Origin of the sequence: Frankia sp. CcI156 (genome assembly GCF_001983015.1) — a bacterium.
Classification (GTDB): domain Bacteria; phylum Actinomycetota; class Actinomycetes; order Frankiales; family Frankiaceae; genus Frankia; species Frankia casuarinae.
This window is the reverse complement of record NZ_MOMD01000007.1, coordinates 1-23,324: the sequence shown is the minus strand read 5'-3', so window position 1 is coordinate 23,324 and position 23,324 is coordinate 1. Positions and strand designations below refer to the sequence as shown.

Sequence of the window (23,324 nt, the reverse complement as noted above, 5' to 3'; positions counted from 1 at the left end):
CGGCGCCCGCCCGGGGCGTCCCTGCCCGCCCGGGGCGTTCCCCGCCTGTTCGAGGCGTTCCCCGGCACGGCGACGGCGGATCGGCCGGGTGCCAGGGTACGGCGGGGCCTACCGGGGCAGGTAACCAGCGTGCGCATCCTCGTCACCGGGGCGACCGGGTACATCGGCGGCCGGCTGGCTCCCCGCCTGCTCGACCGTGGCCACCACGTCCGGGTCATGACCCGGGATCCCGTCCGGCTGCGGGACATCCCGTGGGCCGTCCGGGCGGAGGTCGTCCGCGCCGACGCCCGGGATCCGGAGTCGTTGCGGTCCGCACTCGACGGGATCGAGGTCGCCTACTACCTCATCCACTCGATCGACAGTGGTGGTGACTTCTCCGCGGTCGACCGGCGGGCGGCGAACGCCTTCGCCGCCGCGGCCCGGGCGGCCGATGTCCGCAGGATCGTCTACCTCGGCGGGCTGGGCCCGGCGACGACGGGTGGCACGTCCGCCCATCTGAGCTCCCGCCAGGAGGTCGGGAGGATCCTGCTCGGCTCGGGGGTTCCGACGATCGTGCTGCGTGCGGCGGTCGTCATCGGCAGCGGCAGCGCCTCGTTCGAGATGCTGCGCTACCTGACGGAGCGCCTGCCGGTGATGCTGACGCCGCGCTGGGTGCGGACCRGGATCCAGCCAATCGCCGTCCGGGACGTGCTGCACTATCTGATCGGCGCTCTGGACGTCCCCGACGAGGTCGAGGGCACCTTCGACGTGGGCGGCCCGGACATCCTGACCTATGCGGAGATGATGCAGCGCTTCGCCGCCATCGAGGGGCTGCGGCGCCGGATCATCGTCCCGGTTCCGATCCTGTCCCCCGAACTGTCCTCGCTGTGGGTCGGGCTCGTCACCCCGGTGCCGGGCGGCATCGCGAGGCCGCTCATCCGTTCCTTGCGCAACGAGGTGGTGGTCCACGACCACCAGGTCGCCCGCTGGATCCCCGATCCTGCCGAGGGACTGCTGCCCTTCGACGCCGCGGTGGCCCTCGCGCTGGCCCGGGTGCGGGCGCGTTCGGTGAAGACCCGATGGTCGACGGCGGTGTGGCCGGGTTCGGGAGGCGCATCGGACGACGGGGACGGCGCCGGTGCCACGCACCCCCCGAACGAGCCCCTGCCGACCGACCCGCAGTGGGCCGGGGGATCCCTCTACGTCGACGAGCGCAGCATKGCCGTGGCGGCGCCGCCGGCCTGTCTGTGGCACGTCATCGAGGGCATCGGGGGCGACAACGGCTGGTACTCGTGGCCCCTGGCCTGGTCCGCCCGCGGCTGGCTGGACACCGCCCTCGGTGGCGTCGGTCTGCGCCGGGGTCGGCGTGATCCGCAGCGGGTGCACGTCGGGGAGGCGCTGGACTTCTGGCGGGTCGAGGAGATCGAACCGGGCCACCTGCTCCGGCTGCGTGCCGAGATGAAGCTGCCTGGCGAGGCATGGCTGGAACTACGCTCGATGGTGGACTCCGAGGGCACCACGACCTACTCGCAGCGCGCGAGTTTCCTGCCCCGCGGACTTCCCGGGCAGCTCTACTGGTGGTCGGTCAGCCCGTTCCACGCGGCCGTCTTCGGTGGAATGCTGCGCAACATCGTGCGCAAGGCCGAGGACGAATGGGCCGCCCGCGCCGTCGCCACCGCCTGATCACGCGGCCTTGGCCCGGCTCGTCAGGTGGCCCGGCCCGTCAGGTGGCCCGGCCCCGGATGCTATCCCCAGCACCGGCCCTGGATCGGCGGGTCGAGAGGAGGCTTCCGGGACGGGCCCGCCGAGGGAGACGGATCGGGTCCAACGATCGGTCTCGTCGGGCCGGCAGCACCCGGCTCCTGGTCGGGTATCTCGATGTCGAACCAGACACGCTTGCCCCCGGGGGTCATCTCCACGCCCCAGGCCAGCGCCAGCGCCTCGACCAGCAGCAGGCCCCACCCCGACTCGGGCTCGGGTTTGTTCTCCGCGGCCGCGCCGGGCCGGGGCAGACGCGCGCCTTCCCGGTCCTCGACACTGATCCGCAGCCGACCGGGTTCCATCGACGCCCGCAGTACCAGATCACTGCGGGCGTGCAGCACCGCGTTCGTCACCACCTCGCTGACCAGCAGCGTCGCGTCCTCGACGGAGGTGATCCCGCATTCGGCGAGGACCGAACGCATCGCTGTCCGGGCCTCGCCTGCCGACGCGGCCACCGCGGGCAACGCGAGTTCGAGCAATGGCGGGTTCACGGCCTGCGTGGTGAGCACCACCATGGCGGTGTCGTCGTCGGTCCGGGCCGGGAGATCGGCGGCGATCAGGCACCGTTCGAGCAGCGTGCGGGCGGTCTCCTCGACGGGGCCCTCGCCGGGGCCGTTGACGGTGTCCGGACCGAACCAGCTACGCGCCGCGAAGTTCACCCTGCGCGCCCGGCGCCGCCGGTCCGCCCAGGAGCGGCGTTCCGGCACCCCGGGGGGTGGGCCGAGCGACGGGCCGGGGGCCCGCCGATCCGTCCCCGCCTTCCCGGTCCGTTCCGCCTTCTCGGTCCGTTCCGCCTTCTCGGTCCGTTCCGCGCTCATGCCCTCGCCCTCGCCTCCGGCCGCCACGTCGGCACCCGCTGCGACTTCGACCGCCTCGAGGCCTACCGCGGCAGCCCGGGCCCGCTGTGTGGTAAGACCGCGTCGAAGATTGTCCAGGCCGTCCACGAGCGGTCGGCGTCGCGACTCCACCAGGCCGTCGGTGAACATCACCAACGCCGATCCGGGTGGAAGCGCGACGGTCGTCTCGCTGAACATCGCCCCCCTCGCAGACTCCCAGCGGGAGCCCGGGGTCGAGCACCAGATAGTCGGGGTCCTCGTCGGGAAGGATCACCAACGGCGCGAGATGGCCGGCACTCGCGATCGTCGCCCGGCCGGTGTTCCGGTCATAGACGGCGTACATACAGGTCGCGAGCTGGAGACCGGGCAGCAGGCCGACGACCCGGTCGAGCCGGGTCAGCACCTCGACGGGGCTCCAATCCTCCAGGGCGTAGGCGCGCAGCGCCGCCCGCAGCTGGCCCATCACCGCCGCGGCATGCAGGCCGCGGCCCATCACGTCACCGATGGCCACCCCGACCCGTCCCCCGGCGAGCGGTATGACATCGTAGAGATCGCCTCCCACCTCCGTGCCTGCCGTCCCCGGCCGGTACTCCATCGCGATCTCGACCCCGTCGAGTGCGGGGGGATGCGCCGGCAGGAGCGACCGTTGCAGGGTCAGCGCGGACTCCTGTGCCTCGCGGAAGCGTTGTGCGTTCTCCAGCGCGACGGCCCCCCGCCGGGCGAAGTCCTMCAGCAGGTTCACCTCCGCTCCGGAGTAGAAGCCGGTGCTGCGCCCGACGGTGATCGCGCCGAGGATCCGGCCGTGCGCCGGCAACGGGACGGTGACGGTTGGACCGCTCTGGATCCGGCGGAACTGCTGGTAGGCGAGCTCGTACGGGAACAGCGGCACCGGGCGCAGCTCGTCGAAGTCCGGCAGACAGTACGTCTGGCCCTCACGCATGACGACGCCCGGCGGGAATTCGTCCGCGAGCTGGGGCGGCCGCGTGGCGACAATCGCCCGCATAATCTTGCCGACTTTCGGGTCGTGGAAGACCGAGGCACCGAGCCTGACCTGGTCACCCTCGCGCAGCCACACCAGGGCGCCCGTGCCGAGGCGGGGCACGGCGAGTCCGGCGATCAGATCGACGACCCGATCGGGGTCGAGGGAGGTGCCGAGGACGAGACCGGCATCGGCCAGGAAGGACGGATCGGAGCCGCCCGATCCGTCGTCATGGTCCCCCCGAGCACCGTGACACAGCGCGCGGACGGCCTCCCGCGCGGCCCGCAGACCTGCGGACGCCGACCGCCGCACCTGATCGGACCTCCGCGACTCACTGACGAACCCTGATATACCGGGCGCTTGGGGCGAACTCCCGGTGGATGGTTCCGACGTCACGGGCACACCATCACATCCCCGACCGAATCCGATTCCCGGTACCGCTCCGTAACAGCCAGTCACCCGGTCCATCTGYGGAAGTCTAGTTCGGATATCGGATATCACGCATCGGGGGAACGTCGACCCGAGCCGCAACCAGCACCCCATCGCCCTACCTTCGCCCCCACCGACCGAGTTTGATGCTGGACAGGCATCGCCCGACCGAGGAACACGCGCTCCGCCGCGCCGTCCCGACGCGGCGGAGCGGTCCCTGGATAGGCGCACAACAGGGAGCATCTGTCCTAAAAGGACCAGAAAAGCCAGAAGGAGCCAGATGAGGACACATCATTCTGTTGAGGGCCACTCCACAAAGGCACCCTCATCTACCAAGAGAGATAAAATATCTTATTTCTGCCCTCGATCTAGTGTCCAGCGCGGCCACCGAAGCGACGCGGGCGAGGGCAATGAGAACACCGAGGGGAACGAGGGCGCCGAGGCCAGCAAGGACAACAGCGCGGGAGCCGGCGACGCCGGGGAACTGGATCGCCCGAATGGCGCCGACGGCCGGGGGCGGTCGCCCGGCCAGGACGGGACGTGGTGGCGCCGGGCCGTCCTGTACGAGGTGTACCTTCGCAGTTTCGCCGATTCCGATGGCGACGGGATCGGCGATCTGGAGGGGCTACGGCGGCATCTGCCCGTGCTGGCGGAACTCGGCGTCGACGCGATCTGGATCACGCCCTTCTACTCGTCCCCCATGGCCGATCACGGGTACGACGTCGCCGACCATCGCGGCGTGGATCCGCTCTTCGGTGACCTCGCGGACCTCGACGCCGTGCTCGCCGACGCCGCCGAGACCGGGCTCGCCGTGCTGATCGATCTCGTGCCGAACCACTCGAGCTCGGCGCATCCGGCGTTCCAGGCGGCGCTCGCGTCCGCGCCGGGCAGTCCMGAGCGGGGGCTCTACATCTTCCGCGACGGCCGAGGCCCCGGCGGCGAGCAGCCTCCGAACAACTGGGAATCGGTGTTCGGTGGATCGGCCTGGACGCGGGTGGCGGACGGCCAGTGGTACCTGCACCTGTTCGACGCCGAGCAGCCCGACTGGAACTGGGATCATCCCGCCGTCCGCGCGGACCATGCCGCGACGCTGCGGTTCTGGCTCGATCGAGGGGTCGACGGGTTCCGGATCGACGTGACCCACGGGCTGGTGAAGGACACCGAGCTACGGGACAACCCGCCCGGCGCCCGGTTGGCTCCGGACAGCGGGTTCCGCGAGGAGCACGAGCCCCGGGTCTGGGACCAGGACGGGGTGCACGAGATCTACCGCGAGTGGCGCGCGATCACCGACGAGTACACCGCCCGCGACGGGCGTCCCAGGGTCCTGATCGGGGAGACCTGGGTGCGCGACCCGGCCCGGCTCGCCCGCTACGTGCGACCGGACGAGCTGCACCTGACGTTCTCGTTCTCCCTGCTGAGCATCCCCTGGTCGGCGGCGGCCTGGCGGGCCGCCATCGACGCCGAACGCGCCGCGCTGACGGCGGTCGGCGCGCCGGGCACCTGGGTGCTCGCCAACCACGACGTGGTGCGGCCGGCGACCCGTTACGGCGGCGGTCCCACGGGGACCCGCCGCGCGCGCGCCGCTCTGCTCACGCTGCTCGCGCTGCCCGGCACCGCGGTGCTGTACCAGGGCGACGAGCTGGCGCTGCCGCAGGCCGAGGTGCCGCCTGCCGCCCGTCGCGACCCGATCTGGACGCGGTCCGGGGGGACGTCGCCGGGCCGGGACGGCGCCCGGATCCCCCTGCCGTGGTCGGGGGACGCGCCCCCCTACGGATTCACCTCGGCCGGCGCCGACCCGTGGTTGCCGCAACCCGCCGACTGGGCGGACCTCGCGGTCCTCGCGCAGGCGGCCGACCCGATGTCGACCTGGCTGCTTGTGCGCAGCGCGCTCGCCCTGCGCCGCGCCCTCCCCCACCTGCGTGGCGACGACCTGCGCTGGCGGAACGACTCCCCGGCCGGATGCCTGGCCTTCGACCGCCCCGCGCCGGCAGGCTCGTCGGTGCCCCCGACCCCGCCCACCTCGGTGGGGTCGGCCAGTATGACATGCGTGACGACGACCGAGGGGGAGGCGACGATTCCGCTGCCCGGACGGCTGGTGCTCGCCAGCGGACCGGTGGGGTACGACGGCGCGACCCTGACGCTGCCCCCCGACACGACGGCGTGGATCGCACCCCGCGACGGCTGAGAACACCCGTCGCCCGGATCGGACCGCACCGTCGTGCCGCAGAATGGACGGGTGAACCAGTCTCCTCCGCGCACTCTCCCGATCAGCTCCTTCTACGACGCCGCCGGCGGCGAACCGACGTTCCGGAAGCTGGTCGCCCGGTTCTACCAGGGTGTGGCGAACGATCCGGTACTGCGCCCGCTCTACCCGGAAGAGGATCTGACCGGCGCTGAGGAGCGCCTGCGCATGTTCCTCATCCAGTACTGGGGTGGCCCGACCGACTACCAGGAGCAGCGCGGGCATCCTCGGCTGCGGAGGCGGCACGCCCCGTTCGCGATCGGCCCGACGCAGCGGGACGCCTGGCTGAAGATCATGCGGGCCGCGGTCGACTCCCTGGACCTGCCGCCCGATCTCGACAGGCAGCTCTGGGACTATCTGTCGATGGCGGCGAATTCGCTGCAGAACCGACCCGACTGACCGCTCGGTGCCCGCGGGCACCGGCCGGCCCGGGTGCGCCCTCAGTCCCGGGTGAGCTTGCGGTGGGTGACGCGGTGCGGGCGGGCCGCCTCCTGCCCGAGACGGTCGATCTTGTTGGTCTCGTAGTCGGCGAAGTTCCCCTCGAACCAGAACCAGCGCGCCGGGTCCTCGTCGGTTCCTTCCCAGGCCAGGATGTGGGTGGCGACCCGGTCGAGGAACCAGCGGTCGTGGGAGATGACCACGGCGCAGCCGGCGAACTCCAGCAGCGCGTCCTCCAGGGAGCGCAGCGTCTCCACGTCGAGGTCGTTGGTGGGCTCGTCGAGAAGCAGGACGTTGCCGCCACGCTTGAGGGTGAGCGCGAGGTTCAGCCGGTTACGCTCCCCACCGGACAGCACACCGACGGGCTTCTGCTGGTCCGGCCCCTTGAACCCGAATGACGACACGTACGCCCGGCTCGGGAAGTCGACCTTGCCGACGACGATGTGGTCGAGGCCGTCGGAGACGACCTGCCAGACGTTCTTCTTCGGGTCCAGGCCCGAGCGGGTCTGGTCGACATAGGCGATGTCGACGGTGTCGCCGATGACGAGCTCTCCGGCGTCCGGCGCCTCCTGGCCGGTCAACATCTTGAACAGGGTCGTCTTACCGATGCCGTTGGGGCCGATCACGCCGATGATGCCGCCGCGCGGCAGGGTGAACGACAGGTTGTCGATGAGAAGCCGGTCATCGAAGCCCTTGGTGAGCCCCTTGGCCTCGATGACCTGGTTGYCGAGCCGGGGGCCGGGCGGGATCTGGATGTCCTCGAAGTCGCGCGGGCGCGCCCGGTCCGCCTCGGCGGCCAGCTCCTCGTAGCGGGCGAGACGCGACTTGCTCTTGGTCTGGCGGGCCTTCGGGTTGGACCGGACCCACTCGAGTTCCTGGGCGAGCACCCGGCGCCGCTTGGCGTCCTTCTGGCCTTCGACCTTCAGCCGGGCCGCCTTGTTCTCCAGGTAGGTGGTGTAGTTGCCCTCGTAGGGCAAGGCACGGCCCCGGTCGAGCTCKAGGATCCAGCCGGCGACGTTGTCCAGGAAGTACCGGTCGTGGGTGACGGCCAGCACGGCGCCCGCATAGCGGGCGAGGTGCTGCTCCAGCCAGGCGACGCTCTCGGCGTCGAGGTGGTTGGTCGRCTCGTCGAGCAGGAGTAGGTCGGGAGCCTCAAGCAGGAGCTTGCACAGCGCGACCCGGCGGCGCTCACCGCCGGAGAGCAGGGTGACGTCGGCATCGCCGGGCGGCAGCCGCAGCGCGTCCATGGCCTGGTCGAGCTGGCTGTCGAGCTCCCAGGCGTTCGCGGCCTCGATCTTGTCGATAAGCTCGGCCTRCTCGGCGAGGAGGGAGTCGAAGTCCGCGTCGGGCGCGGACATCTTCTCGTTGATCTCCTCGTAGCGGGCGAGCACCCGGCGGATCTCGCGCACGCCGTCCTCGACGTTGCCGCGGACGTCCTTGGTCTCGTCCAGCGGGGGTTCCTGGGCGAGCATGCCGACCGTGTAGCCGGGGCTCAGGGTCGCCTCGCCGTTACTCGGCTGATCGAGGCCGGCCATGATCTTGAGCAGGGACGACTTCCCCGCGCCGTTCGGGCCGACTACCCCGATCTTGGCTCCGGGGAGGAACGACAGGGTCACATCATCGAGGATGACCTTGTCGCCATGGGCCTTKCGCGCTTTGCGCATCTGGAAGACGTACTGCGCCATGCCATCAACCCTAGGGCATCGCGCCCGCGTTCCTCACAGCGGTGATCGGTGGCCCGTCGGYCGACGTCGGGGACCGGCGGATCATCGGATGCCGTCCGGCCACCGGACGGCATCCGGTGGGTACCACACCACAAAGAAGGGCACGGACTGTGGAGGCGGCCACTGTGGGGGGCGACCACTGAAACGTGGGGGCGTGGAGGCGACCACTGAAACGGAGATGACGAGCACGGGGAGGACGGCATGCTCGCGAGTGACCATCGGCTCGGGCTGGCGGCCGAGGCGTTCATCTTCGGATATCCCCTGGTCAGCAACGTCCGGCTGAGYGTACGGACGGCGGCTGAGGGAATCGGGCCAATCCGGCCCGCCGGGTACAACGCCTTCGCTCACGAGACGGAACCGCCCGCGCCACTGTCCTGCTTCGTCAGCGTCGACAACGACGCCCTGTGCTCGGTGGCCGAGGTCGACCTCACGCCGGGTCCGCTGGTCCTGCGGATCCCCGACACGCCGGATCGTTACAGCGTTATGATCTTCATGGACGCCTGGCGGAACAACTTCGCCTACGTGGGACGGCGAACCACCGGCGGACGAGGTGGGCGCTATCTGCTCGTCCCGCCGGGCTGGACGGGCAGCGCGCCCGCGTCGCTGGCCCGCATCGAGGCACCGACCCGGCTGCTGACGCTGATCAACCGGTTCGGCTTCGACGGCCCGGCGGACATCGCGGCGGTGTCCCGGCTGCAGGAGGAACTGGACCTGAGCCCGCTGGATTCCGAGGCCCGCCGCGCGGAGGGACCGCCGGAACACTCGAAGAGGGTCTGTGACGACCTCCGGTTCTGGGAGGAGCTGCGCATCTGGCTGCGCGCCTATCCTCCGTCGCGGGCCGAGGCCGAGTACGCCCGCCACTTCACCTCGCTCGGGATCCTCGACGATCCTTCGCCGTACGTCGACCCCAACCCGGGCCTCGCCTGGTCCCTGCGCACCGGGCTGCGCGCCGGCCGCGACAAGCTCGAACGGGTGGCGCACGCCGGCCGGGCGCTGACGAACGGCTGGGTGAGCACCCCGCATGCCCTCGACTTCAACCTGGACCGACTCGGACCGGGCACGATCGACGATCMGGCCTGGCGGATAAGCGATCGGGCACAGGCCCGTCTCGCCCGGGCGATGGCCGCCCGACTGCCGCGGGGTGCGACACACGGCTATGAGGAGATCCAGGCGAGCCGTGCCATCGACACGGACGGCCGCCAGCTGAGCGGGGCCCACCGGTACCTGCTGGAGCTGGTGCCGCCGCCGCAGGCCGCGTTCTGGTCGCTGACGATGTACGACGCGCCCGAGTACTACCTCGTCGAGAATCCCCTGCACCGGTATTCCCTGCGGAGCGGCGACCGCGATCTGCGCCGCGGTCCGGACGGCTCGGTGCGCATCCTGCTCCAGAGTGATCCCCCGGAGGACGGCGGGCCGCTTGACAACTGGCTGCCCGCGGCGGTCGGCGATTTCCGGCCCGTCCTACGGATCTACGAGCCGGGGGCCGACGTCCTCGACGGAACGTACGTGCTCCCTCCCATCCGCCGCATCGACCGATCACCGGGCCAGCCGATCATCAGGACGACCGTTCACCGGGGCGTCGGGGCGCCGGGGCAGGCAGGTCACCCGGGCGGGCAGGTCAGCCTCGACGATCATCGATGATGATGCGCAGCGGCGGCCGACGTCCCTCGCCGACCTCATCGACCTCCCCGAGGGATCCGAGCACGGTGACCGGCGGGCCGGCAGCCGGCCGGGAACCGTCCCGTGCGGCCAGCCGCACGGGCAACACCTGCTGATCGAGGAAATGTTCCCGTCCGGAAGGGCTCGTCGCGTAGTAGGCCACGGTGATGGAGGTGCCCCGACCGTCCCGCACGGTGCTTGCCGACGGACGGCCGAGGGATCCGGAATGCACCCGGGACCGACCGGAGTCGTTGCGGTCAGTCACGATTCCGGTGCTGTCCATGCCGCCAGCGATGTTGGCAATACTGGTGATACTGATGACATCGGTGGTATCGAGGCCGTCCGCGTCGACGGTGAGGATCATCGAGGTGGGGATCCGCGGATGGACCGGAATCGACAGGCGGCGGACACCCTCGGTGAGCACGACGCGGGCGGAACGGGCGCCCGCGGGCGCGGCATCCACTCTCAGGGTCACCGCCACCCGCCTGCCGCTCCTGACCGCCAGCCGTTCGACCCGCGCGGTGGAGGGCGAGGCGGGTGAGCGGTCGTAGGCCGATGCCAGGCGGAGCAGATAGGCCGGGCGGTCCGCGTGGTCAGCGGCCACGATGAGATCGTCGACCCCCCGCGACACGGCGAACAGCACAGGATCTTCGAGCTTCGGCCCGTTCGCGGTCACCGGAGTGGGATGCCCGAGAAACGGCGGGTTCGCCGCGACGAACACGAGCGGATCGCCCGGCAGCCGGTCCAGCATCGCGCTGAGGTCACGGTCGTGCCCGGTGAGCGTGAGGTTGGCGCGCACCGCCCCGACCAGGACGACGGCCGTGAGCGCCAGGATGGCGGCGCCGGTCCCCRCGACGGCGATGAGCCCGAGTCTTCGCCCGCGGGCGAAGACGGCTTCGCCGGCCCTGACCAGGCCCTCCGCGCCGAGGTGGACGAGCGGGATGAGCACCGGGACCAGGTAGAAAGGGCCGACGTAGCGGATGCCGCCCCACAACTCGGCCGCGTTCCACGCGCCCCAGAAGCCGACGTATCCGCCCAGGAAGAGCAGCCCACCCGCACCCAGGAGCGCGGCGGGTGCGGACAGCTGCCGCCGAGCCGCCACGACGATCGCGCAGCCGGCCAGCACCACTCCCCCGCAGGCCCAGCCGCCGAACAGCCACAGGTGGTCGCCGACCGACCGCAGCCCTTCGAGCAAGCCGAAGTCGTGCCTGCCGTCGCCGGGATACAGCTTGCGCACCCCGAAGCCGAGCTTGTCGTCGGGTTCAAGGAGCGTGAACGGCAGCCGCAACGGGTCACCGGTGGCAGCGGCGTTGCTGAGCAGGACAAGCGCCACGGGCGCGGCGAGCCCGCAAAGCAGCCACCGGCCCAGCCAGCAGCGCCCGCCCGTGGAGGTCAGGAGCAGCCAGATCGCGAGCGGAGCCAGGAGCAGGACGACGTCATACGGCCGCACCGCCGCCGCCACGCCGAGGGCGAGGCCCGCGACGACCACCGGTGCCGCCCGTCGGCGGCGCCGTCCCCGCAACACCCCCAGAACGGTCACCTGCAGCAGCACCAGGGTCGGCAAGTAGCTCAGCACCATCGCGCTCTGCAGGATCACCAGCGGGGAGAGGGCGAGCAGGGTCGCCGCCAACGCCGCGGTCCGCCGGCTACCGAAGAGCTCGACGCCCAGCAGGTAGGTGACGACGACCGCCGCCATGACGATCATTGCAAGCGCCGGATCGATGCTTCCCGTCAGCACGATGCCGATTGYGAAGATCGCGGGTACGAAGGGCGTGTACTTCAACACGTAGTGATCGCCGACAACGGTTCCCAGCCACGGCAGGTAGGACCGTGCCGGGTCCGGGGCGGGCGGGAACAGGCGGCCCTCGGCGAGGGTCCTGGCATGCAGGAGGTAGATGCCCTCGTCGTTGTTGACCGACAGGAACGGGAACACGGTGTGCCGGAGGACGACGGCGACCGCCGCGCTCAGAACGGCGAGCACCATCACGTACCGAGCGGGCCCCGAGATGCTCGCGAGACGAACGCGCAGCCGCTGGACGGGAGTCCGCCGACCGCGAGCGGCGTCGGAGGCCGGCGGCCCGGCCGGCGGTTGTTCTCCGTCCGGCCGGGGCCGCGGCGTGTCGTTCCGGGGCTCGGCGTCACCCCCGAGCCCAGTGTTACCCCCGAGCCCAGTGTTACCCCTGGGCACGGCGTCACCCCTGGGCGCGGCGACGACCACCGATCCGGGTGTCCCGTGCGCAAGGCCGCTCTCCAAGCCGGGACTCACGACAACCTGCGCATCGATGACGTCGAAGGGCGCCTGCGGCTCTGTCCCGGGTTCGACGGAGACAGGCCCCGTCTGCCCCATCTCGTGCCGGCTGCTCATCCACGGCACGGTACCCAGCGCCCTCGGCCGCAGCGGACGCAGGTCGGTCCGACTCGCCCTCCAGGTCCCCACCATCGGCTGGACGGTCAGGACAGGTCATGGGAGGAGGGAAACGACTGCCAGGGGGAATCGCCGACCGTCACCGCGGACGGGCGCGGTTCGCCGGGCGCCGCACCCGCGCCCTGGAGCCGCCCGGAACCCTCCGGCGGTCCCTCGGCCATCGACGCCATGGCCGTCGCGGCGGATGCCGCTCCGGCCGCATCCGCATCCGCATCCGCACCGGCGACCGGGAAGCCGGCCAGAGCGCCGTGCTCGGATCCCACCAGAGCGGATCCCACCAGAGCGGACGGATCACTGGGAACATCCGTCGCGGCCGCCGCCACCACCGCGGAGCCCGGGCGACGGGCAAGTCGCTCCGAGCGAGCCGCATGCCAGGTGAGCTCGGTTCCGACCGCATCCGCGTCGATCTCGTAGGTAACCCGCCGTTCCCCTTCGCCCGTCTCGAACGACCGCTGCCGCAGCCTGCCGTAGACGAGCGCGCGATCACCCCGGACGAGGCTGGCAGCGACGTTGTCCGCGAGCTGGCGCCAGCAGGAGACCCGCAGGAACAGCGTGGTTCCGTCGACCCAGYGGCTCTCGGAACGATCGAACCGGCGGGGCGTCGATGCGAGGCGGAAGGTGCATATCGACGCACCGTTGGCCGTCATCCGATGATCCGGATCGTCGACCAGGTTGCCGACAAGCGTGATGGTCGTCTCGAGCATGGCGTGCTCCTCGGGTCAGGGACGGATCCGCCGGGCTGGCCGCGAACGGCCTCTCCCACAGTGAGCCGTCACGGCGACTTCGGAAACCCTCGGTTGGTCGCCTGTGGATAACGAGGGTTCGCCCACAGGCCACGCATCCACGGACCCACGCGCACCGGCACGCCGACGCTCGGACCCCACGCCGGTCCGCGACGCATCCCGTCTGCCCACCTGCCACGGACGCCTCAGCGTCGTACCTCGGCCTTCCCAGGAGCTTGACCTTCCCAGGAGACGGCGCGTCCCCGCGTGTTCGATGCCTGGTCGAACCTTGCTACCCTGTTGTAGCTCCCCGGTGGGCCCATCCCCTGCAAGCGCGCCCGTAGCTCAGTGGATAGAGCGAGTGCCTTCTAAGCACCAGGTCGCAGGTTCGATCCCTGCCGGGCGCACTCGGGGATCAGGCTCGCATGCTGCGCCTTTTCGATCCCCTCGTCAGGCCTGCCGGGGGGCCGAGCCCCCCGACACCCCCACGTGCAGCAACCGGTGTAGCAACGAGTCAGGGTCGGGGCCCGGTCAGGTGGCCGTCGAGCCGGCCCAGAGCCCRCCGCTTCTCCCCCATCGAGGCGTGCGCGTAGATCGTCATCGTCACCTCGATCGCCGAGTGGCCCGCGATGTCACGGACGATGTGCGGCGGCACGCCGAGGTCCAGGAGCAGCGTCACGCAGGTGTGCCGCAGCCCGTGGAACACGACCCCGTCGAGCCCGGCCGCCTGACGCAGCGGCATCCAGAAGCGGCGCAGGTTGTCCGGTTCGATCGCCGTTCCGATCTTCGTGGTGAAGACGTGGTCCGTCGTCACCCAGCGGTCGCCGGCCGCGTCCCGTTCCGCCTGCTGGAGCTTGCGATGCTCGGTGAGTGCGTCGGCCACCAGGCCCAGGAGCGACAGCGTGCGCTCCGAGTCCTCCGTCTTCGGCGGCAGCAGCCGCAGCTCCCCGCCGACCCGCTGGAGCGTGTGCCGAATCGTCAGCGTCTCCCGGTCGGTGTCGATGTCCGACCACTGGAGCCCGAGCAGCTCCCCGCGGCGCATCCCGAGGAACAGCGCCAGGACCAGCAGCGCATACAGCCGATTGCCGGCAGCTTCATCGAGAAGCCGGTGTGCCTGCTCGACGGTCAGACCCCGGTCGACGTTGTAACGAGGGGTCGAGACCTGGACGAGCTTCGCCACGTTCCGTCGGATCAGTTCCTCGCGCACCGCCGCCTGGAGCGCGTTGCGGAGCACGGCATGCACGACCTGAACCTGACGCTTCGATGGACGGCGGTTGCAGCACTGGCCGACCGCGCAGCAGCGCCGTTCCTGTTCCGGCCGCGCCTTGTCCCTGCCCATTTCGCAGCACCGGCAGGTGGTTTCCGTCCGCCGGATGAACTGCCGGACGTCCGCACCGCTCAGCCTGTTCAGCCGCTTCTTCCCGAGCCCCGGGATGAGGTACAGCCGAACCGCCTTCTCATAGGTGACATAGGTGTTCGGCTGACGGTTCGGCTTCACCGTCTGCGCGAGCCAGACCGTCAGGAAGCGTTCGACGGTCCATCCGGTGGCGTCCGCCGGAATGCCCTGATCCGAGTTGGCCTGAAGCTCCGTGAGCTTGCCGCGGACGATCTCTTCCGACTTGCCGTAGACCGGCCGCCGCTTGGTCGTCCCGTCAGGCATCAGGACGTAGGCCGCGCCGACCCACAGGCCGTCTCCGCGCTGGTAGATGGAGCCCTGGCCGTTGGCGCGCTTCCTGCGCTCCTTGCGCCGGCCGTTCGACGAGCCGGGGGTGGTACTGGGCATGGGTGACTTCTCCTTGCCGGAAGAACGGGACAGGTTCACGCCGGCCGCGGGCGACGTTGCCCGGTTCCGGTGGCGTTCCGTTCTCTGGCGTTGGAATGGTCTGCCGGGGCGCCGGCCGCGTCCAGGGCGCCTACGGCGTCGCTACGCGATCGGCCTTCGGCCGACCCTGGACCCGTCCGACACCCTGACAGCTTGAAACGCCACCAGAGAACGGAAGAAAAATGTGGTTAGAGCAGGCAGGACTGCCGTTACGGACGGCTGATGTTCGCCGCCGCCGGATCCGTCGATGGATTTCCGTTCGCCGGGACCATTGCCGGAAGTCCAGGCACCTGGCGGAACACGAGCACCGCGTTCACGTCGCCGTAGTGCTCGGTGAAGAAGGCATCCGCGGGAAGGTTCGCGAGGATCGCCGCCAGGTCGCCGACGTCCGCGCCGGGCCGGATCGTCAGCTCGTGGTCACCGGTGTTGGTCTTGTGGGTCGCGACGAGCGGGGAGTCTCCGCCGGGGGTGCGCCACGCGCCGAAGTTGCCAGACGAGAAGATGTTCACAGGACTTCTCTCCTTTCCCGGAGCGGCAACACCTCCTTACGCGGGTCCTGCACCGCCGCCACCACCACAACCCCGGGCGCCCGACCCTGGGAAAGCAGCAGCGGCAACGCCGCCCCGATCCGCTTCTTCACCTCCCGGTCGGTCACATACGCCGTCAGGGAAGCGATCTCATCGACCACCACGACGATCAGCGGCTCACCGACCGTCGGGACGTGCAGCCGGGTGGTTCCCGCGAGCCGGAAGGTCCGGTCCCGCATGACGCTCACCGCGTCGTCGAGGAGATCCGCGATCGCGTCGGTGTCGGTCGCGAACCGGGCGAACAGYGGCTCCCCGAACGCCAGTTCCATCCCGCCCTTCGGGTCGCACACCCACAGCTCCACCAGCCCCGCCCGCACCGCCGGACCGAGACCGCGGACGAGCGACCACAGCACCGAGCCCTTACCCGCCCCGGTCGCCCCCGCGACGAGCACGTGAGTTCCCCGGACCGGCAACGTCCAGGGACGGYCGTCCTCGCACCGTCCGACGGGCACCGCCGACAGCCCGGCGAGCAGCCGCGACGCACGCCCGCCACGGCGGACGAGAGCGGAGGGAACAGCTCCGGAAGGGTCAGAGCCGGCAGGGTCGGCGGAGTCGTCCGGATCGGTGGTGTCGTCCAGGTCCGGCGGAGTGACCGGCCGGGTCAGCGGATCCCGATGGTGGAAGGAGACCCGGACGAACCGAAACGTCTCCGCCCGCACCTGGCAGCGCCGAGCCCGGAACACGTGCCGCAAGGCTTCGGCCTGCTCCGCMCACTCCGCAGTGGTCTGCCCCGGCAGCAGCTCCACCCGCAGCACGTCCACCGACCGCGACGAACGGATCTTCCGAATCCGCGGGAAGTACTCGTCGAACGTCACCTGATCACCGGTCGACGTCGGCATGCGGATCGCCAGGTCGGTGTGCACCATCGCCGGCTTCCAGCGCCACCGGTAGACGAACGTCAGCCGCGCCCGTCCCCACACCCACCAGGCCACTGGCCCGAAGGACCGCGGATGCACCCGCCACCACGCGACCGCCACCAGGACCAAGGCCGCGACGAGCACGGCCAGGCCGACGAGCCCCACCCGGTTCACCACCAGAAGCAGGCCGACCACGAACGCCACGGCGACGCGGTGACGCCAGCAGCCCCGCAGCGCCAGCCACAGCAGCTTGCCGGCCACCGCCACCAGCAGCATCCACACCGGCACGCGCACCTTGTCGACCCGCGAGGGAACCCGCGGGAATCGCTGGTCACCGTTGATTCTGGACATGGCAATACCACCTGTTTTCGAGCGCACGAAACACAGACCGACGGGATTGACGAACGAAGAGGGAAAGGCGAGAAACGGGAATTCGTTTCCTCGTGATGCCGACGACCGGCGGGAAAACTACGCGGCGCGCGGCCCGGCCATGTCGTCAGCCGGAGCCGCTACCGCCACCGCCGCCGCTTCGGCGGATTCCGTGGCTTCCTGGGATTCGAACTGGAACTTCTCGTAGGCGATCAGGTAGTCGTTGACCGCCGCGAGCAGCTTGTACGCGAAGTCGACATGCCGGGCGTCCGGTTCCCGCCCCAGCGCCGACACGCTCAGGCTCACCCGCCCCGCGTCCACGACCAGGATCGGCGCGCGGTCGGGGTAGGTGTGGCAGGTCACCAACCAGTCCGCGCCGACGGACAGGCCGAGCGTCGCGTACGACTGCTTCGGCTCGCCGCTCACGCCGCCGCCCCCGTCCGCCGCAGCGGGCCGACCTGCCGCAGGCCCACCGCGCGCAGGGCGTACCCCTGCTTGGGGAACTTCCCGTTGATGTCCACCCACGGTGTGATCGTCAGCCCCTCGAACTGCACCGGCCGGAACGGCGTGCCCGGCATCGCCTCCGGCAGGACCGGCTGCACCGCGGCGGCGACCTTCACCTTCAGCTCCGCCTGCCGGGCCGCCGGGTCGGGGTCCAGCACGCGGACCGCCCAGACCCGCTCGCCGGTGTTCGGGTCGCGCTCCTGTGGATCGGGAGCGTTCGCCTTTACCTTGTCGTAGTCGTTCGCCGCCTCCACGCCGAGGACGAACGCCCCCGCCGGGAACACGTCCTCGAAACGCACCGGAATGCGTCGCGGTATCGCCATAGTCCGTCTACCTCCGTAGGGTCAGCCCCGCCACCGGAAGTCCGGTTTCTGTCGGGCAGCACCTACTCTGAACCGCTCACGAACCGATCGCCAAGCGCTTTCGTATCTATGTATACGGAGTGCGGATGGAAATTATCCGGTGACCGTCTAGAATGCGTTTCCACGACAACGTTATCTTTGACGAGTGACAAGCGAACGGGGGGTTCCGCCGTACACGGCGCGAGGCAAGGTCGAGGGTGAGAACTGGCAGGCTGTCGCCRACGCCCTCAACGCCAGGATGAACCAGAAGCGGATGGGACAGCAAGCACTCGCCACCGCATCCGGCGTGTCCGTCGCGACGCTTCGCCAACTCCAGCGCGGAGCCCACGGCCGCCGGGTCCAGGACGCCACGCTGGCCGCCATCGCCCGCGCCCTGGACTGGCCGGACGACCACCTGGTCCKCGTGCTCGTTCCCGGCAAGCAGCCGGAGCAGCCGGCAGCAGCGACATCAGGCCGCCGCGCGGGCCGAGGAGGGGCAGGAACCGGCACCGACCGGCAGATTCTCGCCGTCCTGCTCCGGATCGAACAGCGTCTCGCCGACCTCTCGGAGCGCATCGCGCCCGCCGGAGCAGCCGGAGCGACCCAGCCCGGCCGCGCCCGAGGCAACGACGACGGGCCGACCCCGGCGGAGTAGTTCCCGCCCGAGCCGGCCCGTCGAGGTCCGGAACGTCGCCGAGTCAATCAGCCCGGCGCTGTGGTGCTGGCCACCGGTACTCCGATCGCGTCGAGCACGGTCCGGCGGACCGCTTCGAAGGCTTCGGCCTGCCCCGCCCGGAAGGCCGCCCGCTCCCCACGGGTCATCCACCGCGAGTCGGGCCGGGTCAGGCCCAGGGCGAGCGCCGTCCGCACGGCCGCACCTCCGCATCCCCGCCGGGACGGGCCCGGATCCTCGCCCCCGACTCCCGCCGCCGCACTGTCGCCATCCGGCAGCMGGTAGACGAGCACCACGTCGACATCGCCGAACGATTCGGAGTACTTCAACCCGCCCGGCATCCGGGACACGGCCCGCATGAGATCCGCCGAGTCCGAGCCCGGCTGGACGACGAGCGCCCACTCGTCCGGCCCCCACGGCATCATCACGACCGCCGACAGCATCTCCCCCGCACCACCGGCGCCGTCACCGGCCGCGGGCACCGGCGGAAGGAACGGACCCGACCGGGCCGCCGCACTCACGGCCACCGCCGACGGTCCGCGAAGCGCGCCGCCAGATCATCGGACCTATACCTCGTCCAGTCGACGGCCGCCGGCCGCACGTCGTGGACGAAGAAGCGGAGCGAGGTGACCTGGTAGTCGTGCCAGCCCTGTTCGATCGCGAACAGATCCGCCGCTGTCGCCCCGGGGAAGGTGATGACCGTGTCCCGTACCCGGCGGTCCCCGCCCGGCTCGAAGCGGACGATGCCGAACAGCAGCGGACCCGGGTCACCTCCACTCCCCCTGTCGAACATCACGATCCGTCCTCCACTGGTCGGTGGCGTGCGACAAAGCGCCGGAACCGGCCCGCAACAGGTGTCCGTCGCGCAGCGGAACCGACGCCCGCCCACCRTCCAACCGGACAGCCGGTCACGGAAGGCCGCCGGCCGTATACACCGAGACTTCCGATCTATACGGAGACCGGATATGCTCTGCGCGCCCGATCGAGGACAGACGGTCGGAGCACCTACCGTCCGGAGGCCGCCATGGTGTCCGTCCGTCGTCCGTTACCCCAGACCCCGCCGGGACTCTGGGAGCGACCCGAGATGGCCGACGCACTCGCCCGCCGCGACATCGGCACCGTCTTCAAGATCTACCGCCAGTGGACCGGCGCCACCCAGACGCAGATAGCCGCCGTGTGCGGCCTGCCGCAGTCCCACGTCAGCGACATCATGAACGGCCGCCGCCAGGTCACGAGCCTGGAGATCTTCGAGCGCATCGCCGACGGCATCGGCATCCCCCGCGGACGCATCGGGCTTGCCGAAAGACCGGGCGCCGTCCCCGAGCCCCGGACCGAGCCCGGGTCGCCGGCCGCGGACGTGCCGAGCGATGTCGTGCGCGTCTACCCCAGCCGCGCCGCCGTTCCCGCCGAGCTGTGGCGGACGCTGTTCGCCGGTGCGCGTCACCAGGTCGACGTCCTCGTCATCGCTGGCCTGTTCCTCCCCGACGGGCACGCCGACTTCACCGCCGTTCTCCGCCGCAAAGGCGCCGAAGGCGTGAACATCCGCTACGCCCTGGGGGACCCGGACTCCCCCGCCGTCGCCCTGCGAGGCGACGAGGAGGGCATCGGTGACGGACTCGCCGCCCGAACCCGGATCACCCTCACCTACCTGGCATCGTTGCGCGACGCGCCCGGAATCGAGCTGCGGCTACACGCCACCACGCTCTACAACTCCATCTACCGTTTCGACGGCGACATGCTGGTGAACACCCACGTCTACGGCGCCCCCGCCGCGCACTCCCCCGTCATGCACCTACGCGCCCAGCCCGGCGGACTCTTCGACCACTACGCCGCCAGCTTCGAACGCATCTGGGCCACCACCGAAGGAGCCTGACCCTCTTGGCACGGATCGACTACTTCAACGACCCGAACGCCCCCAAGGCGAACAGCGTCGTCCCGTCCGTCACCGCCGTGGTCACCGACGAGGCCGGGCGGATCCTCATGGTCCACAAGACCGACAACAACCTGTGGGCCCTGCCCGGCGGCGGCATGGACCTCGGCGAGTCCATCACCGACGCCGCCGTCCGCGAGACCAAGGAAGAGACCGGCATCGACATCGAGGTGACCGGACTCATCGGGGTCTACACCAACCCCCGGCATGTCCTGGCCTACGACGACGGCGAGGTCCGCCAGCAGTTCTCGCTCTGCTTCACCACCCGCAATCTTGGCGGAGAGCTACGCACCTCGAGCGAGACGAAGGAGGTCAAGTTCGTCGCGCCCGAGGACCTGGACGGGCTGAACATCCACCCATCGATGCGCCTGCGCATCGATCACTACCTGGAGAACCGGGCCACGCCCTACCTCGGCTGAACCGCCACGAGCCGTGCGGTCGTGCGTTCCACGGTGGCTTGCAGGTCCGCCCGAGCCCGGGTGACCGACCGGTGGACGATCGAGCCGTCGCCGTAGCGGGACAGGATCTCCGCGATCCGTTCGTCGAAGGTGAACCGCTGGCCCTGTGGCCCCGTCGTCATATCCGCGGCGCACAGCGCGTCCATMACCGGCGACACCTCCAGCTCCCACGCGGAGAGCTCCGCCGTCAGCCCCCGCTCCTCGGCTTCATACCGGGCACACGAGTGATGCGCGACCAGCGCGCACAGCCGCTTCGGCGCATCGTGGGATTCGAGGAACCGGGCGCCGTCCACGGGGTGGAACCGTAGGTGACCGATCGGCGGGGCGTACCCGATGTCATGCAGCCAGGCCGCCGCGACGAGCAGGTCACGCTCCTCCGGATCGACGGCCGCGGACACCTCCCAAGCAGCCGCCGCCACGGCCTGCACATGCCGCCACCGATCCCCCAACGGGGTCAGCAGCTCGCTCGCCAACCGCTCAGCAACCGCTACCTCCACCCGATCACGGTACGGCGAGCACCACCAGCCCGTCAGCGAGAGCCCGAGACTGCCGAATTACCCGAGTTAGGATCAAGTCGCGGTGCGGGCCGCGCCGCGCGACCGCCTGCGCGCGGCCTGGCGGCCGTGCTCGCCGGGCCCGTCGCACCCCGCACCGCGTAGACCATCCGAGGCGTTCGACGAAGGGCGCCGGTCGTCAGCGTGGGGTGAACCAGCCGGGGCACGGAACGCGGTTCTGCGGACGTTCGTCGCGCACGCCGGTGGGCAGCCGCAAAAAACGAGCAGAGGGCACGCCAGCCGACAGCCCCATCACCAGTGCCAGGGCGCTTCGCTCCTCCGACAGCCCGACCCGCCCGGCCTGCCAGCGACGAGCCTGTCTGCGGTCACCATTCGAGATCGTTTTGGCTTCGACCAGGTTGCTTCCGATCGCACCACGCCGTTAGACGCCTACAGAGGGCGGCACCGCCCTTGGCCTGACATGTCGTACCCAGATGGCAGACTGCTCCCGTGAGTTTCGATCTTGTGAGCTGGGAAGGCGAGCGACCAGCAGACAATCTGGCCGCAGGGTCCGCGTTCAACGAGATGTTCCAGCGCTACGACGACGACCCGGAGACGCCCGCCACGGACCTCATCGCCGCCTACTGTGAGGCTTTGACGCACCGGTGGCCGGATGACGACACCGCCCCGTGGTCGGTCACACCCCAGCCGTCCGGGCCATTCCTCTACCTCTGCGTCGTGTGGAGCATGGCCGAGGAGGTGTCCGCCTACACAGCCGAACTCGCGGCATCAATGCGTCTGGTCTGCTACGACCCCCAGGAGGAGATGCTGCTGCCGTAGTCGATGCTGCCGAGATGGCCGCGCTCTTTTGGGCGCACTTCCTCCATCCGTCAGGGAGCAGGCCRCAGTGGACGGCAGCCAGAGTGGCAGCCAAGCCCGCGAACACCAGCGGACGGTCACGGACTCGGCGGACGAGACCGAGCCTGTGACCGGCACCGGCGGACGACCACGGACACCGGCAGACGAACCACCGAAGATCTCTTATCCGCGGGTTACTCACTTCGCCATCCAGAGCCGACGGACGAGCCGGATGTTAGCGCAGACTGCCGGCTTTCTGCGAGTTCAATTCAAATGTCGTCAAAGAATCTTCGGTTAACTATGGCCTTTTCGTGCTGGACGATCTCCACCTTGACTCCAAGGTTGTATTCACGGAGGAGGTCACAGAGTCTATCCCCGTCGATCAGATCAACCGGAGGAGYGCCGTCGCGGGTTGCCTCCTTTTGAGCGGCAGAGGTGAACGATCCCGTCGTGATCAGAAGCCCTTTATCTCCCCTGCCCGCCATCGCCCCCCGGAAATCTCGGACAGCGCTCGGAGAAACACTTCCCTTGTACCGCTTACATTGGAAGAATACCGGGAAGCTGACGAGCGAGAGACGGTAGATTCCCAGCCCATCGATGCCACCATCGCCGGTGCCGCCGGTGACATTGACGCTGATAAACCCGGCCTCCCGGAGGAGCCGGCGAGCAAGGCGCTCGAATGCGTCGGGCGGCATCGCCATCACCGCTTCGAGCAATTCCTCTTTCCAGGCGATTTCCTGGTCTTTTTCTCCGTCGTCCGACGTCGCCTGTTCGTAGGTGGCCTTGGGTTCTGAATCGGCCGGCTTGCGCGCCTTCTCGGCACGTTCAGCGGCCCAAGCACGCTTGGCTTCAGCATGGATCTTGGGAATATCTGCCCTGTCAACGGAGCGCCCTGGTTCCGACAACGTCCAAACGCCACGACTGCTATTGTCGGTCAAGCCCATCATCTTCAGATAGGTACGAGCCCAGGCCAACCGATACTCGATCTCCGTCCGCGGCCCGTCTCCATGTAGCTGATCTTGCTGCTCTGGGCTAAACTTCTCCAGCTCGATGACTCGTTCATTAATCTCCGAGATCGCGCCGGACCCTCCAAGATCGCGCAGTGCGTTGATCGTCGGCCAGAGCAGCTGATCGTATGTYGGCACACCGACGTCAGGGCTCGTCACCCGGCGCACCCCTCCCCGATACTCGCGTAACACGATCTTAGAACGTCGCGCGACTTCCCCTGTACGCGCGG

20 protein-coding genes, 1 tRNA gene and 1 pseudogene are annotated in these 23,324 nt (G+C 70.0%); 9 read left to right on the top strand and 13 right to left on the bottom strand.

The genetic code is table 11. The features are described 5' to 3' along the window. Positions 1–129: 129 nt before the first annotated feature. Positions 130–1,662, top strand: coding sequence for an SDR family oxidoreductase (locus CcI156_RS03700; RefSeq protein WP_076804301.1), 1,533 nt, complete (start codon positions 130–132; stop codon positions 1,660–1,662). Positions 1,663–1,724: 62 nt separating this feature from the next. On the opposite strand, the pseudogene CcI156_RS03695 reads toward CcI156_RS03700, so the two are convergent. Then, positions 1,725–3,867, bottom strand: a pseudogene (locus CcI156_RS03695) (SpoIIE family protein phosphatase). A 397-nt stretch (positions 3,868–4,264) separates the two neighbouring features. Here CcI156_RS03695 and CcI156_RS03690 point away from each other — a divergent pair. Together CcI156_RS03690 and CcI156_RS03685 are read left to right on the top strand one after the other, a co-directional pair. Next, positions 4,265–6,169, top strand: a complete 1,905-nt coding sequence (locus tag CcI156_RS03690) for a glycoside hydrolase family 13 protein (RefSeq protein ID WP_011435596.1) — start codon at positions 4,265–4,267, stop codon at positions 6,167–6,169. Between the two features lie 33 nt (positions 6,170–6,202). Then, the gene (locus tag CcI156_RS03685) at positions 6,203–6,625 is read left to right on the top strand and encodes a globin (RefSeq protein ID WP_011435595.1); all 423 of its coding nucleotides are present in this window, start codon (positions 6,203–6,205) and stop codon (positions 6,623–6,625) included. A gap of 41 nt (positions 6,626–6,666) precedes the next feature. Here the strand turns inward: CcI156_RS03685 and ettA are convergent, their stop codons facing one another. Then, on the bottom strand, positions 6,667–8,349 hold the full coding sequence (gene ettA / locus CcI156_RS03680; RefSeq protein WP_076804300.1) for an energy-dependent translational throttle protein EttA: 1,683 nt from the start codon (positions 8,347–8,349) through the stop codon (positions 6,667–6,669). Positions 8,350–8,589: 240 nt separating this feature from the next. Here ettA and CcI156_RS03675 point away from each other — a divergent pair, with 240 nt between their 5' ends. Further along, complete coding sequence (locus CcI156_RS03675; RefSeq protein ID WP_076804299.1) at positions 8,590–10,029, top strand: DUF1254 domain-containing protein; 1,440 nt, start codon at positions 8,590–8,592, stop codon at positions 10,027–10,029. On the opposite strand, the gene CcI156_RS03670 is transcribed toward CcI156_RS03675, so the two are convergent. Both CcI156_RS03670 and CcI156_RS03665 read right to left on the bottom strand, forming a co-directional pair. Further along, entirely contained in the window at positions 10,007–12,412 is a 2,406-nt protein-coding gene (locus tag CcI156_RS03670; RefSeq protein WP_076804319.1) for a glycosyltransferase family 39 protein, read from the bottom strand. The genes CcI156_RS03675 and CcI156_RS03670 overlap by 23 nt on opposite strands. An 86-nt stretch (positions 12,413–12,498) precedes the next feature. Then, positions 12,499–13,176 (bottom strand): single-stranded DNA-binding protein, encoded by a 678-nt coding sequence (locus CcI156_RS03665; protein ID WP_076804298.1) that lies wholly within the window; start codon positions 13,174–13,176, stop codon positions 12,499–12,501. 352 nt (positions 13,177–13,528) lie between these two features. On the opposite strand from CcI156_RS03665, the gene CcI156_RS03660 reads away from it, so the two are divergent. Then, positions 13,529–13,601, top strand: a tRNA-Arg gene (locus CcI156_RS03660). A gap of 107 nt (positions 13,602–13,708) precedes the next feature. Here CcI156_RS03660 and CcI156_RS03655 read toward each other — a convergent pair. The 5 genes from CcI156_RS03655 to CcI156_RS03635 all read right to left on the bottom strand — a co-directional run bounded on the left by CcI156_RS03655 (position 13,709) and on the right by CcI156_RS03635 (position 17,656). Beyond that, entirely contained in the window at positions 13,709–14,977 is a 1,269-nt protein-coding gene (locus tag CcI156_RS03655) for a site-specific integrase (RefSeq protein ID WP_076804297.1), read from the bottom strand. 248 nt (positions 14,978–15,225) lie between these two features. Beyond that, positions 15,226–15,525, bottom strand: a complete 300-nt coding sequence (locus tag CcI156_RS03650) for a hypothetical protein (RefSeq protein ID WP_011435589.1) — start codon at positions 15,523–15,525, stop codon at positions 15,226–15,228. Then, the gene (locus CcI156_RS03645) at positions 15,522–16,811 is read right to left on the bottom strand and encodes an FtsK/SpoIIIE domain-containing protein (protein ID WP_371681752.1); all 1,290 of its coding nucleotides are present in this window, start codon (positions 16,809–16,811) and stop codon (positions 15,522–15,524) included. The genes CcI156_RS03650 and CcI156_RS03645 overlap by 4 nt, the downstream gene beginning before the upstream one ends. Before the next feature lie 117 nt (positions 16,812–16,928). Then, positions 16,929–17,255 (bottom strand): hypothetical protein, encoded by a 327-nt coding sequence (locus CcI156_RS03640; protein ID WP_011435587.1) that lies wholly within the window; start codon positions 17,253–17,255, stop codon positions 16,929–16,931. Further along, positions 17,252–17,656, bottom strand: a complete 405-nt coding sequence (locus tag CcI156_RS03635; protein ID WP_011435586.1) for a hypothetical protein — start codon at positions 17,654–17,656, stop codon at positions 17,252–17,254. Before CcI156_RS03635 ends, CcI156_RS03640 begins: the two co-directional genes overlap by 4 nt. A 184-nt stretch (positions 17,657–17,840) precedes the next feature. Here CcI156_RS03635 and CcI156_RS03630 point away from each other — a divergent pair, with 184 nt between their 5' ends. Next, the gene (locus tag CcI156_RS03630) at positions 17,841–18,329 is read left to right on the top strand and encodes a helix-turn-helix domain-containing protein (protein ID WP_076804296.1); all 489 of its coding nucleotides are present in this window, start codon (positions 17,841–17,843) and stop codon (positions 18,327–18,329) included. Positions 18,330–18,376: 47 nt separating this feature from the next. Here the strand turns inward: CcI156_RS03630 and CcI156_RS24450 are convergent, their stop codons facing one another. Then, positions 18,377–18,874, bottom strand: coding sequence for a hypothetical protein (locus CcI156_RS24450; RefSeq protein WP_254847256.1), 498 nt, complete (start codon positions 18,872–18,874; stop codon positions 18,377–18,379). Next, the gene (locus CcI156_RS24445; RefSeq protein ID WP_023840446.1) at positions 18,865–19,140 is read right to left on the bottom strand and encodes a hypothetical protein; all 276 of its coding nucleotides are present in this window, start codon (positions 19,138–19,140) and stop codon (positions 18,865–18,867) included. The genes CcI156_RS24450 and CcI156_RS24445 overlap by 10 nt, the downstream gene beginning before the upstream one ends. Before the next feature lie 291 nt (positions 19,141–19,431). Here CcI156_RS24445 and CcI156_RS03615 point away from each other — a divergent pair, with 291 nt between their 5' ends. Continuing rightward, on the top strand, positions 19,432–20,220 hold the full coding sequence (locus tag CcI156_RS03615) for a helix-turn-helix domain-containing protein (RefSeq protein WP_232234883.1): 789 nt from the start codon (positions 19,432–19,434) through the stop codon (positions 20,218–20,220). A gap of 5 nt (positions 20,221–20,225) precedes the next feature. Then, on the top strand, positions 20,226–20,696 hold the full coding sequence (locus CcI156_RS03610) for an NUDIX hydrolase (RefSeq protein WP_011435581.1): 471 nt from the start codon (positions 20,226–20,228) through the stop codon (positions 20,694–20,696). Here CcI156_RS03610 and CcI156_RS03605 read toward each other — a convergent pair. After that, positions 20,684–21,232 (bottom strand): HD domain-containing protein, encoded by a 549-nt coding sequence (locus CcI156_RS03605; protein ID WP_011435580.1) that lies wholly within the window; start codon positions 21,230–21,232, stop codon positions 20,684–20,686. The two genes, CcI156_RS03610 and CcI156_RS03605, sit on opposite strands and share 13 nt — an antisense overlap. 507 nt (positions 21,233–21,739) lie before the next feature. Here CcI156_RS03605 and CcI156_RS03600 point away from each other — a divergent pair. Beyond that, on the top strand, positions 21,740–22,069 hold the full coding sequence (locus tag CcI156_RS03600) for a hypothetical protein (RefSeq protein ID WP_035730000.1): 330 nt from the start codon (positions 21,740–21,742) through the stop codon (positions 22,067–22,069). Positions 22,070–22,356: 287 nt separating this feature from the next. Here the strand turns inward: CcI156_RS03600 and CcI156_RS03595 are convergent, their stop codons facing one another. Beyond that, positions 22,357–23,253, bottom strand: a complete 897-nt coding sequence (locus CcI156_RS03595; RefSeq protein WP_076804295.1) for a restriction endonuclease — start codon at positions 23,251–23,253, stop codon at positions 22,357–22,359. Positions 23,254–23,324: the final 71 nt, after the last annotated feature.

Coding starts and splice junctions, on each gene's coding strand:
- CcI156_RS03635 (WP_011435586.1), bottom strand. CDS start 17,656: ATGGCGATACCGCGACGCATTCCGGTGCGTTTCGAGGACGTGTTCCCG.
- CcI156_RS24445 (WP_023840446.1), bottom strand. CDS start 19,140: ATGTTCGACAGGGGGAGTGGAGGTGACCCGGGTCCGCTGCTGTTCGGC.
- CcI156_RS03615 (WP_232234883.1), top strand. CDS start 19,432: ATGGCCGACGCACTCGCCCGCCGCGACATCGGCACCGTCTTCAAGATC.